The organism is Nonlabens sp. (assembly GCF_047636915.1).
In the GTDB taxonomy this organism is placed as follows: domain Bacteria; phylum Bacteroidota; class Bacteroidia; order Flavobacteriales; family Flavobacteriaceae; genus Nonlabens.
Map to the genome: position 1 here is coordinate 1 of NZ_JBLIGN010000073.1, position 12,830 is coordinate 12,830.

The 12,830-nt window shown below is 36.9% G+C and carries 9 protein-coding genes and 1 pseudogene; 4 read left to right on the forward strand and 6 right to left on the reverse strand.

Features of this window, described 5'->3' with window-relative positions:
* The coding region (locus tag ACJAT0_RS10310; RefSeq protein WP_415181587.1) for an aldehyde dehydrogenase family protein at positions 1-713 on the forward strand (713 nt) is incomplete at its 5' end.
* Between the two features lie 631 nt (positions 714-1,344).
* On the opposite strand, the gene ACJAT0_RS10315 is transcribed toward ACJAT0_RS10310, so the two are convergent.
* From ACJAT0_RS10315 to ACJAT0_RS10325, 3 genes are all read right to left on the reverse strand, one after another.
* A complete protein-coding gene (locus ACJAT0_RS10315) occupies positions 1,345-3,270 on the reverse strand; it encodes a choice-of-anchor J domain-containing protein (RefSeq protein ID WP_415181588.1) in 1,926 nt (641 codons plus the stop codon).
* 495 nt (positions 3,271-3,765) lie between these two features.
* Entirely contained in the window at positions 3,766-4,497 is a 732-nt protein-coding gene (locus tag ACJAT0_RS10320) for a T9SS type A sorting domain-containing protein (protein ID WP_415181589.1), read from the reverse strand.
* Between the two features lie 636 nt (positions 4,498-5,133).
* A complete protein-coding gene (locus tag ACJAT0_RS10325) occupies positions 5,134-6,165 on the reverse strand; it encodes an Omp28-related outer membrane protein (protein WP_415181590.1) in 1,032 nt (343 codons plus the stop codon).
* Positions 6,166-6,328: 163 nt separating this feature from the next.
* Between ACJAT0_RS10325 and ACJAT0_RS10330 the strand changes: the two genes are divergently transcribed.
* A complete protein-coding gene (locus tag ACJAT0_RS10330; protein WP_374002619.1) occupies positions 6,329-6,808 on the forward strand; it encodes a TlpA family protein disulfide reductase in 480 nt (159 codons plus the stop codon).
* A 26-nt stretch (positions 6,809-6,834) separates the two neighbouring features.
* On the forward strand, positions 6,835-8,454 hold the full coding sequence (locus ACJAT0_RS10335; RefSeq protein ID WP_374002618.1) for a DUF6029 family protein: 1,620 nt from the start codon (positions 6,835-6,837) through the stop codon (positions 8,452-8,454).
* Between the two features lie 57 nt (positions 8,455-8,511).
* On the opposite strand, the gene rsmG is transcribed toward ACJAT0_RS10335, so the two are convergent.
* Positions 8,512-9,153 (reverse strand): 16S rRNA (guanine(527)-N(7))-methyltransferase RsmG, encoded by a 642-nt coding sequence (rsmG, locus tag ACJAT0_RS10340; RefSeq protein ID WP_415181591.1) that lies wholly within the window; start codon positions 9,151-9,153, stop codon positions 8,512-8,514.
* A gap of 94 nt (positions 9,154-9,247) precedes the next feature.
* Between rsmG and ACJAT0_RS10345 the strand changes: the two genes are divergently transcribed.
* Positions 9,248-10,435: a pyridoxal phosphate-dependent aminotransferase gene (locus ACJAT0_RS10345; protein ID WP_415181592.1), complete on the forward strand. Its 1,188-nt coding sequence runs from the start codon at positions 9,248-9,250 to the stop codon at positions 10,433-10,435.
* Between the two features lie 718 nt (positions 10,436-11,153).
* Here the strand turns inward: ACJAT0_RS10345 and ACJAT0_RS10350 are convergent.
* A pseudogene (locus tag ACJAT0_RS10350) lies at positions 11,154-11,432 on the reverse strand (hypothetical protein); the annotation flags it as partial.
* A 45-nt stretch (positions 11,433-11,477) separates the two neighbouring features.
* Positions 11,478-12,830, reverse strand: a 1,353-nt coding sequence (locus ACJAT0_RS10355) for a TrkH family potassium uptake protein (protein WP_415181593.1), incomplete at its 5' end; no start/stop codon positions are given.

Consider the following 12,830-nt stretch of genomic DNA (forward strand, 5'->3'; position numbering starts at 1 on the left):
CTATTCCTGAACAAGTGGCTACAGCAATAGTAAGAGGTGCTTTTGAATTTCAAGGGCAAAAATGTAGCGCCGCATCTCGTGCCTATATACCTAAAAGTATGTGGCCAGACGTGGAGAAAATGATACGAAGAGATGTAGATAGTTTTAAGATGGGGTCACCAGAAGACATGAGTAATTTTATTACTGCTGTTATTCACGAAGGCTCTTTTGATAAACTCGCCAAATACATAGATAGAGCAAAAAGCGATGCACATGCAGAAGTTGTGATAGGTGGAAATTATGATAAATCTAAAGGGTGGTTTATAGAGCCCACCGTTATTGTGACTACAGACCCTAAGTATGTAACGATGGAAACCGAATTATTCGGCCCTGTAATTACTATTTATGTATATGAAGATCATCAATATACAGAAATGCTTCAACTAGTTGATGAAACTAGTGAATATGCCCTAACAGGTGCTATTTTAGGACAAGATCGATATGCTGTCATACAAGCTACGAAAGCGCTTGAGAACTGTGCAGGCAACTTCTATATCAATGACAAATGTACTGGCGCCGTTGTAGGGAAGCAACCATTTGGTGGTGCTCGTTCTTCTGGAACTAACGATAAGGCAGGTTCTAAACTAAACCTACTAAGATGGATTTCTCCCCGCATGATCAAAGAAACATTTGTGACACCTACAGATTATAGGTATCCTTTCTTAGGTGAGTAAATTAAATGTCTTCAAAACAAAAGCCGCTATCCATTTCTTGATAACGGCTTTTTCCTTTTTTAAGAGGAATGACAGTTAACTGAATGTGTACCTGTTATATAAATCATCTAGATACACCAAAACTATGAAAGCCTCTGGTTTTTTTAAAATAATACTACAACCACTTCGTTTTATCTAGGATACTAATAACGCTAAACGCGATGGATATCTACTTTAAGTCTTAACGGCAGTGCAACATATAGCTCCTCTGGTCCACCGTCTATAATCAGTGCTGCGTCATTTTCTATTTCCTTTTACAGCTAAATACTACGAAATTACTATAAACTGATATTTCTAGTTCTACACAATCAACTCCCTATTGAACTAAATCCTTAAATCTTCACCAAAAGAGATGTTTTCTTAGCGTAATTTCTTTGGATAAAAATTTGGGTCGTGCAACATAAATTAATCGCTACAAAAAAAGCCTCCTCTACATTAAATAATACTTTTGATGTATCATTTCTATGATTGATCTCACATATGGCTTCTCTAGCATCTGTATTTTATACAAAATGGTCGCAAAACACTCTTTAAAAGCATGTTGCAACCATTTATTTAACTCCTTTGATCAATTATAAATTACCAGCTTGGCTTATTCTTTCATAAATTTAAATGTTCTACCATTTTCAAGCTTTAATAAGTACAATCCGTTTGCAAACTCTTTTATATCTATCGTTTGATTGTTTTCTAATCCTCCGTAGGTTATTCTAGCTCCTAAAAGATTGTATATCTCGTAATTCTGAAAGGTATTTAATCCAGAAATTTGGATAAAACCTGAGGCAGGGTTCGGAAATATTTTTAAAGAATCCATTTCATTAGCATCATCCACAGAAAGTGTAGACTGTATATCGATATCATCAATGAACAAATTGTTACCATAATCAGACGTTCCAGTAAAACGTATAACCACCTCATTTGCCCCATCATAAGCACTTAAATCAATAGAATTACTTCTCCAATCAGATGAGGCTGCAGGAATATATGCCGCGTTAGCAGCACCTAGGGTAGAAAGTGTTGCTCCAGCTTGGTTAAAGACAGATACCCAGCTAACGCCACAATCTGTGGAAACAAATACTTCTAACCTATCATTTGAAGTTTGATACTGGCGGTGAGCATGGCTAAAAGTTAGTGTGGAATTAGTCCCTAGATTTACCTTCTGCATGATCAAATTCATAGCCGCACCACTTGGGGCATTATAGTAACGGAAAAACAAACTGCGATTTGAGTTAGCAAAACCTCCAACTGCTCCTAAACCAAATGCTGGTCCATCTATTATACTGAATAAAGGTACTGTTACGGATGCCTCGACATCAAATATTGCGGTTGTTAATTCTCGAGAGTATCCTGAACCTGTGATCAATGGAGCATTTTCCATACCTTCACTAAATGGAGTTGCGACACCAGCAGCATTGAGTTTACTGTAAGTCACGTCGGGTATCTCTACAGCTGATGTGCTTGCCCAGTTTTGCCCACCATTTACCGATAGAATTTCGCTAGAAACAACGCTGCTACCACCATTTAATGTGGTCATTGGAAATGTGATTGTTGTAGATTGATTATTACTTAGACTTCCCGTAAATGTTTGTTGAACTGGAGTACCACCGTCTATGGAGTATTGAGCAACAACGCTTGTAACTACGGCAGTTGGGTCAGCATTACTAAACAAAATTCTAGGTGTCAAGGGATAATCACAATACCCATTACCTGCGATAGAAGTAGATACTGCATTCACAGAAATAAGTCCAGGAATCGGAGCAGCAACTGTTTTGGCTGATTGAAATATTTGTTTCGTACCGTTATTTTGAATGTAAACGGCAAAGCTTATTTCTGTCTTATCTCTTATATAGGTAGGTAAGTTAGAAATTGAAAAGTTGAAATTAGTAGTATTACTAGCGGAGATAGGTCCCAAAGAAGCACCACCTGTTGCATTTGCACTACCAGTTGAGGCATTGTACATCTGTCTCATTACGTAATGAAAAGAAGTTTCACCGTTAGAACCAGGCGCAACGGCATAATTGATAACGTTCTCAATCATTGCCACATAAATCTTATCAGCGCTAGATATCGTACCACCAGTAACGTTTGCAACATCAATGTTCACGCTTACCTGATTTGGACTTAACCAAGTTTGTGTCGCTGTTATGTCATACGGCGTCGTGTTGTTAGCAGCAGCAGAAAGTGTCGCACTGGTTACCACTGAATTAGGCGCACCCACTGGGCCTCCATTTAATGTGGTGTTAGGAACCCCACTCACTCCGTAATAATTTCTACGAACGTCTGGACCTGGACCAAATTGAGCATTCATAGGATCTACACCCGGCCAAGAAGTTTGATGAGAAATACGTACATAATTTAATTCACCAAAACTATCAAGAGTATTTTTTAACGCAGGATTTTGAACTGCACAAGGACCACAAGATGCCTGTGTAAAATGTTCAACCAAAGGTGTTTGTGGTACTTGAGCATGCACTGTCAAGGCATAAGCAAAAGACAAAATAAAGAGTAGTTGTTTTTTCATAATGATTCGAATTAATAGAAATTATTATTTATTTCGGTTTTATAATGAAAGCAATATAAATAAAAAAAACTTCGTGCTTTATCCTTATTTAAAAAAATGTTAAATTATTTAGCGCTTACCGATAGGAAAGTCAGGCGGGTATAAAAGCAATGGTTATTTTAATAGCTATTTAAAATTATAATTGATCTCGACAAAATCATATTATTATAAGGAAACCGTTGCTTGTGATAGAATATCTTCTACCACATGCGTTCTATTAAAATCGATAAATTAGTTGACCAGTATCTACCAAAAAGTTATTTCAAGGCTGTATTTGGTCATCAATATGCTTACCAATAAACAAAAAAAACTTGCAAACTAAGTCTACAAGATTTCTTTATAGTTTCTATAGGTATAAAATGACAGTTGAAAACATCACAAAGATTAAACGCATGATATCAAACTTCAATTTGAATACCGGTAGTTTTGCTCAGTTCTTTTTATACTTCGCCTTTTTTACTCTTTAACAATCTTCACAACAGACTTTAAACCTTGACTGTTTTTAAAACAAACTACATATATCTGAGCCGATAGATCTGAAACATCTGTTTTTTGATTTCCAGGAAGCACTTGAATTTCCTTAACAACTCTACCAGATAAATCATAAAAGACGGCAGATACATTTTCATCAACTGAAATATTAAGTTCATTTTGAACATTTGTAGGGAATACCTTTAGACTTGAAATTTCAGAAACCTCACTACTTAAAGTAGGTTGGTAATTATAGGTCATACTAGTAGGTGTGCCAACTTCATTATCTGACGCATCAAAAGCTTGAAACCTGAACGTCCAACTCATAGGAGTAATTGTTCTCGGTGGGTTTAAATTCCACATACTGTTACCCACATCGTTAGTAGTCCCAACAGGAATAAAAGCTGCAGTGGAAGGATAAGCAGTATTGATGCTAATATTAGGTAAACAAATGCTAGCAAAACAAAGTTGAAAATTTGCTCCTGTATTATTGACCATTCCATCTACAACTATTCTTACATAAATATCTTGAGCAGACGTATTGGCAACAGCAAATTTAAAATTGCAGGGGTCCGCATAAGCACAACTTGAATCTGCAAAGGTATAATTCTGTCCATCGGTAACTATGCTATTATCGCTGAGATAGATGACATCAAATTGGGCGTGACTAAAATAGGTAGTCAAAATAAGAGTCAAACTAAGTAATTTTTTAATCATAATAGTATTTTTTAATTGTTTCAGGTTGCGTTATATTTTATCCTTTATTATAATTTACTCGCACTTATGTCCACGTTATACAATACGAGCCAATGGAAATAAAACAGTACCATTAAGGATACCTCTTAAAAAACAAATATACCATTCTTAATACACTCTTTTTTATTTCATTTCGTGTCAAACGTGACTCCTTACCTGTTAGAAGCAGAAAACTACTTTACCTGTCTCTAACTATTAGCCGTTATTCATTGCTTTTAAGCCGCTTTTCATAAAAGTATCCAATCAATTCCAGCAAATTAAAAAAACGTCCATAAAAAAAAAGATGTTTTGACTCTTTCTTAAGCACCAATTTTCTCGACCTTTTAATTCATTCACAAAGTTTATAAATTTATAACCCCTGTGACTTTTAGAATATTTTGAAGTCATTAACCAGATTGCACCAGCGTCATTAAGTAAAGAAATTTTAAAACTAATTAAAATGGCCTACCATAAATTGATGCTCCAAATTATATGAAATCAATAATTTTAAATAAATTTTTAATCCGTTGCTATATCATCCCTGGACACTATTATTTTCATGAACCCATATAGGTTAAATAGAAGAGTGCTTTTATGATTCAAAAACACCCCTAATTATTAATCAAAATCAACATTAGCTCCTACTGCTGCTTTTTGCACATTTACTACTTTATTATCTGCATCTACCACAAAAGCTACGACGCTCCAGTTGGTTTGAACTGAATTTACGGGTATACTTGTCGTAAGATCCACCCTATATACTCCGCCACCTACTTGATTAGCGGCTGGTATAACATCACCAAATATATCAGTGAAAGCTGATCGCAATACATCGTTATGCTCAAAATCTGTAACCATACCCACCGGCCAATGAGACGTGTAGTTAAGTTGTGGTTCAATAACACCATTTTCTAGTAGTACAGCTACTAATTTCAGTCCTGTTACATCTAGATCAAATCCTACTTTAATCGAAGCATCTACGGAAGAACCGTTTACCGTAGAATTTATAGACAGTCCCACGGATTGAATTGTAGTTAACAAATCCAAAGGCTCTGCCGTATTCATGTCATTTGAGGTAGCTTGCTGCCATATAACATTTCTATTAATTGTTCCAGTAGGGAATTCAGTTACTCCAAGTTGCCCCCTCATCTGTGCTTCAAGTGAGAAAACCATAGGGTCATTGTTATGAACTGCTATTGATATCACGTTCTCACCGTTGGTCTGGTCTTTAACCTCCTCAATCCCCTTGGCAATACGAGGACACCAGCCGCACCATGTTCCTGTATAGTCTTCAATTAAAACCTTTGTGGTAAAAGAAGGTTCTATTACGTCTACATCAATAGAATTTGTAGTGGCAACACCTACCGTCGAAGTAATTTCTTTCGTTCCTAGTCCAGACATTGTAAACGTATTGCCAGTTATAACAACACCGTCAACGGAGATGATTGCATTAGACGTTGCGTCGTTTACTCCATCAATAACAGTAAATGTTACCAATGTTTCCTCATAAACAGTAGATTTATCTACGCTCAAAACAAGTTCAGCTCCATTATTTCCACCGCTCGTATCGTCAATAGTGTTGGTCGAGCAGGAGACTACCGCCGTGGCTATCACTAATAGAATTACCTTAAAATAATTTAATGTTTTCATTTATTACTTGAATTAAAATTCTGAATAACTCAAATATAAACTTTTTGTGAAATTTTTAATTGTTAATTCATATATATTTAAGAAATCGAATTGAATTGTATGCTTTGGCATGATTATTCTTATGAAATAATTATACTTGCACCCTAATCTATTTTATTCCGTTATGAAAAAAATACTGCTGCTCGCGATCTTTCTGAATTTTGCTTTTGCAAAAGCGCAAACCGAATTACCTCAACTAAGCCTAAGAAACATCAAAGGAAAAAAAATTGATGTCCAAGAACTTTCTAAAGACAGGCCAGTGGTATTCTCCTTTTGGGCTACTTGGTGCACCCCTTGCATGCGAGAATTGGACGCTATAAAGGAGCACTATTCTGAAAAGCAAGAGGAATTCGGTTTTGAGGTAATAGCGGTAGCAACAGATGATTCTCGAACTAAACCACGAGTAAAAACTGAAGCTATGGGTAGAAACTGGCCTTATGAGATTTTACTCGATACAAAAAATGAAATCATAAGATCCTTAGGTAATCCGCAAATACCCTTAACCTTAATCGTTAAAAATAATAAAATCGTTTATCGACACTCCAGTTTTACTCCAGGCGCCGAATTAGAATTATTTGAAGAATTCAAAAAACACCTTAATTAATTATATTAAGAAACCAACTTACTCTTATGAAAAAAATACTTCTAACTGCGCTTGCGGTATGTAGCTTGAGCATAACTGTGGCACAAAACGGAACTTTCTCTGGTGGATTTGAATCTAATACGCAATGGTATCAAGATGATAATGGACTGGGAACAACTGCACCACAAGATCAATTAAGGTCTAATAATTACTTTAAATTAAAATATTCCTATGGAAAGTTTACTGCGGGTGCACAATACGAAATGTATCAACCATCGCCACTTTTAGGCTATTTTCCTGGATATGATGATAACGCCATTGCTACTTACTTTGCTAATTTTAGGCATAAAGGGCTTGATATCACGGCAGGTAATTTCTACGATCAATTCGGTAGTGGTTTGATTTATCGATCCTGGGAAGATCATACATTGGGAGTAGATAATTCTATTAAAGGAATACGTGTCAACTATCAATTTACTGATTATCTGGAAGCAACAGGTTTTGCCGGTAATCAACGAGCTGCATTTGAACTTTCTGATGGAACTATCCAAGGTTTTAATACAGAACTTGATTTAGGAACCGCTCTTGACTTAGACACCTCCATAAATTTAGGAGCGAGTTATGTAGGCAGGTACCAGCAAACGACTAGTCCAGACCCTGACTTCCCAGCAACGGTAAATGCGTACAGTATCAGATCTGATGTTTATTTTGACGCATTTAATGTAGGTTTTGAGTACGTTTACAAAGATCCAGATTTTAACTTAGGAAACAATTCGGTTAGTAATTATAGCGATGGTCAGGCCTTATTATTTACTGCAGGTTATGCCATTCCAGGACTGGGAATCAATGCTTTGTTCAGAACTTTAGAAAACATGGGTTTTTATTCTGATCGTGAAGAGCAGGGTAACGCATTTTTACAACAAACCATCAATTTTATACCAGGATACACCAAACAAAGCAGTTATGCCGTAAGTAATATATATGTATATGCACCACAAGCTCTTTTATCCATTGCCGATGAAAAAGCGGGTGAAATAGGTGGACAAATAGACGTGGTTTATACGGCAGACAAAGGCAGTTTGTTAGGTGGTAAAAATGGAATAACATTTTCATTAAATTATGCCAACTGGGGTGGTATAGATGCCGTTTATGACCAAACGACTAATCAGTATGAAGGTTCATTTTTTTCAAGAAGTGATCGTTACTTTGAAGAAATCAGCTTAGAAGTTTATAAGAAATTAACTGATGATTTTTCAATCAAAGGAACAGGAACACGAACCTATTATGACGGAAGAATTATTGAAGGTGGAACATTCGTCCTCAACGGAACTGCTCTAGTAGCTGACTTTCTCTATGAATTGGACAAAGGAAGAAGTGTGCGACTGGACATACAGCACCTAAGTGCAGATGCTGACCGTGGCAACTGGGCTGCGACCACTTTAGAATATGCTTTTAGTTCTTCCCTTTCTATTTATGCTGCAGATTTGTATAATTATGATGAAACTGACATCCATTACTATTCTGCCGGTGGAAGTTACACTAAAGGACGCAGTAGGATAGCAGTCAATTATGGACGTCAACGTGGTGGCCTTATTTGTGTAGGTGGAGTCTGTAGATTTGTACCAGAAAATACTGGTTTTACTTTAAATATAAGCACCAACTTCTGATCCATAGAATTAAAATCAACCAAAAAAGGAGCTTCAAATCAAGCTCCTTTTTTGTTTCTATAAGGGCACGTGTACTACTTTCTTCGTTTCAAAGAATGGATCTTCAAAGATTTCTTCCAGCTCATACATACGGGCTTTAGGGAATGGCTTTAACTCTTCTGTAAGATCACCTCCTTTTAAATAGAGGATGCCATTTTTCAAGGTATGGAAACTCTCTTTTCTTACTTTATTCTTTACCCAGCTTACAAAGTCGGGCATGTTAGTCACTGCACGAGAAACAATAAAATCAAAACGCCCTTTCACGCTTTCTGCTCTTCCGTGTTCTGTGGTTACATTTTCTAAACCTAAGGCTTCCACCACAGCATCTACTACCTTGATTTTTTTACCTATCGCATCGATCAGGTGGAAACTTGTTTTAGGAAACATAATAGCCAGTGGTATCCCTGGAAACCCACCACCAGTTCCTACGTCTAGTACTCTAGTTCCACCTGATTTATTGGGTAAGCTTTCGCGAAAGCGGACTACAGAAACAATCCCTAGAGAATGTAAAACATGTCGAATGTACAACTGATCGATGTCTTTTCTAGAAATCACATTGATCTGAGCGTTCCATTCTGTATATAAGTCTCCCAGCTTTGAAAACTGTTCTAACTGATGATCTGTGATATGCGGGAAGTATTCTTTTATGATTTGAGGCACTATTTATAATTTGTGTAAAAATAAATATTAATTGTCGTTTAATGCGATTGTTAATTCAAGTGTTGTGATATTTTTGTAGTTCAATTAAATCCTTATGAATTCTCAACTATCTGATCGCATTAACAACTTACCTGTAAGTGCTACACTTGCCATGGCGGCAAAAGCTCGCGAATTAAAAGAACAAGGAAAGGACATCATAGGCTTGAGCCTAGGAGAACCTGACTTTAATACGCCTGATTTTGTAAAGGATGCGGCTATAAGGGCGATCCATGAAAATTACAACAGCTACACACCTGTTGATGGCTATCCAGAATTAAAGGATGCGATTATCACTAAGTTTAAAAGAGATAACAACCTCACGTATGACCGCAGTCAGATCGTGGTTTCTACAGGGGCAAAGCAGTCTATCGCAAATGTTGCTTTAGTATTGCTGAATAAAGGAGATGAATGTATTCTTCCTGCTCCCTACTGGGTAAGTTATGCCGCGATCGTGGAACTTGCTGAAGGAACACCTGTAGAAGTAAAAGCTGGTGTGGATCAAAATTTTAAAATTACAGCTGAGCAATTGAGAGCTGCGATCACTCCTAAAACTAAGATGATGTTGTTCTCTTCTCCTAACAATCCCAGCGGTAGTTTGTACAGTGAAGAAGAGCTACAAGCCTTTGCTGCTGTTCTTGAAGACCATCCACATGTGATCGTGGTAAGTGATGAGATTTACGAGCACATCAACTACACGGGCAAGCACGCCAGCATAGCGGCTATTCCAAGTATGTACGATCGTACGGTTACTATTAATGGAGTCAGTAAAGCTTTTGCCATGACGGGATGGAGAGTAGGATATATAGGCGCACCTACCTGGATTGCTAGAGCCTGTAATAAGATGCAAGGACAGATTACTAGTGGAACCAACTGTATCGCACAACGGGCAGTAATAACGGCTCTAGAAGCTCCAGTTTCAAAAATACAATACATGATCGATGCCTTTGCAGAGCGTCGTGATTTAATTTTAAACCTTCTTTCAGAAGTAAAAGGATTTACAACTGATACTCCAGATGGGGCTTTTTATGTGTTTCCAGATATTTCAGCATGGTTTGGAAAAACTGTAAAAGGACATCAAATAGAAACCTCAACAGATTTTTCTTTAATGCTCCTTGAAGAAGCACATGTAGCGACTGTTTCTGGCGATTCCTTTGGCACTCCTGAATGTATCCGTATTTCTTATGCAGCAAGTTCAGAGAAAATCACAGAAGCTGTTAGGCGGATTAAAGAAGTACTCTCTTAATATCCTAATATTTGCAGCTTAAAGGTCAAGCAACAGGAAGTAAACACTTGCTGTCAGATAAACTTGATAACAATAAAAGGGAACGCCAGCGCTTTCCCTTTTATTTTGTTAGATCGTTTGACTCGTGACGGTAGTCTCATGGAAACGAGCAGTGGTTGTTTTGTGTGGGCTTCATTGTTGGACCAAGCTCTGGAACACTTTTATTGAGGTTTTGATGATTTGTAAAGGTTGCAATGCAGCCCTACCAATAATCATCTGGGAAAATTATTAACGTTTGAATATCTTCAGTTCCAAAAACGACATTGAAACCAAATCCAAGATCGTAATACGTAAAACCTATTTCATCCTCTATCTCCATATTCTGAGAAATTGATCCAAATTTTTTATGCAGATAGTTGCTTTTTTGTTTCATGAGATTTATTCCTTGGTAGTGAACTGTGGCAGTTTTTTCAAATACAAATACTTCACAAAAGTCATTAGAATTATATTCTACAAACAAACCCAAATCGAAATAATAATCAGAAGTATTTTCAGCAAATTCATTTTCTTTATACTCCTTATAATTGTTCCTTAAAATTTCTCTAACCTTACTTCTTTAAGTTTTGAACTTAATAAGTTCGATACCTTCAAAAGGTAAAATATAAAGTCCACATCATTATTCTTTTATTAATCCTTCGTCTAAATAGTATGGTATAGGTTTTTGTATTGCTTTATCAAATTAAGACCTGACATAATTTACATCCATTTGAAAAGCCACTTCTAACTCAAAACCATCAATCACTCTATTCTCACTAAAGGCATAAGGACTATTCCTATGGAAAGCCTTTTCCAAAAGATCAACCACAAAAAATTTACCTAATCTGTTATCATACATTCTAAAGGTATAATTATAACTATTCCCTTCACACTTAACTTCATCATCACGCTCTTGCCCTTGAAAACCATAGCGGTAAGCGTCAGAATCCACCGATCCATAACTATTATTTAGGAGCATCCCATAAGGATAGTAATCATTATAAAACTAAAGGTACTTTATATGAACCTACCTGTTTCTCCAGAAGAATGGTGTCAACAGTATCAAAACGGTGAATAATTCCAGCCTTCCTATCAACATTAAAAAACAACACCACCACTTCCCTAATGCTGGTAATCCAGCAAAATTATTCACTGGTGAGAGATCGCCAAAAGCAGGCCCTATATTCCCAAGACTGCTCAAGGCTCCACCTATAGATGTTTCAAAATCCAATCCTAAAGCAGCGAGAACAGTAGCTCCTACAATAAAGGAAAGCATGTAAAGAATAAAAAAACCAAGAACATTAAAAACAATACCACTTTGCAACGCTCTCCCGTTATATCGCACGGGCAAAATAGCATTGGGATGCAGTGTTCTTTTAAATTCCATGATGCCATTGCGTATCAAAATAATATGACGCATGACTTTCATCCCACCAGAAGTAGAACCAGCGCTACCTCCTAAAAAGAACAGTCCAAAAAACATGATGGTTAAAAATGGCGTCCACATCGTATAGTCGGCCGAAACAAATCCAGTAGTTGTTATAACAGCGAGCACCTGAAAAGTACCGTGCCTAAAAGCACTTTCTAACTCACCATATACCATAGGATGCGCTATAGAAGACACTGCTGGGTCTGCTTGAAAATAAATTAAGATTCCACCTAAAATCGAAAATCCGAAAATAAAACTAGCGTACCATTTAAACTCGGTATCTTTTAAAATCTTGATAAATCTTCCTTTAAAGGCAAAATAACTCAAGACAAAGTTCGTACCTGCAATAAACATAAATACCACTATGATCCATTGAATGGCTGGGTTGTCATTCCAGTGGGCAATACTGGCATTTTTAGTAGAAAACCCACCTGTTGAAAGTGTGCTTAATGCATGGTTTACCGCATCAAACCAACCCATTCCAGCGATCTTAAGAAGCAGGGTTTCTATAGCCGTAAAACCCACATAAATCAACCAAAGTCTTTTTGCGGTGTCTGTAATACGTGGATGTAATTTATCAGCACTAGGACCTGGAGCTTCTGCAGCAAAAAGCTGCATCCCACCTATACCTAGTAAGGGTAGAATAGCTACAGCGAGAACGATAATTCCCATACCGCCTATCCAGTGCGTAAGACTGCGCCAAAAGAGAATCCCTTTAGGCATGATCTCAATATCGTTCATAATACTGGCACCAGTGGTGGTAAAACCACTCATAGTTTCAAAAAAAGCATCTGTATAGTTAGTAATAGCTCCTGTAAACATGTACGGCATGGTACCGGCAAAAGCCATAATCAACCAACCTAATGTGACAATAAGATAGCCTTCCTTTTTTTGAAGTTCTTTTATATGATGGCGCGTCAGATACATGACTGAAGCTCCTAAGAAAACAGC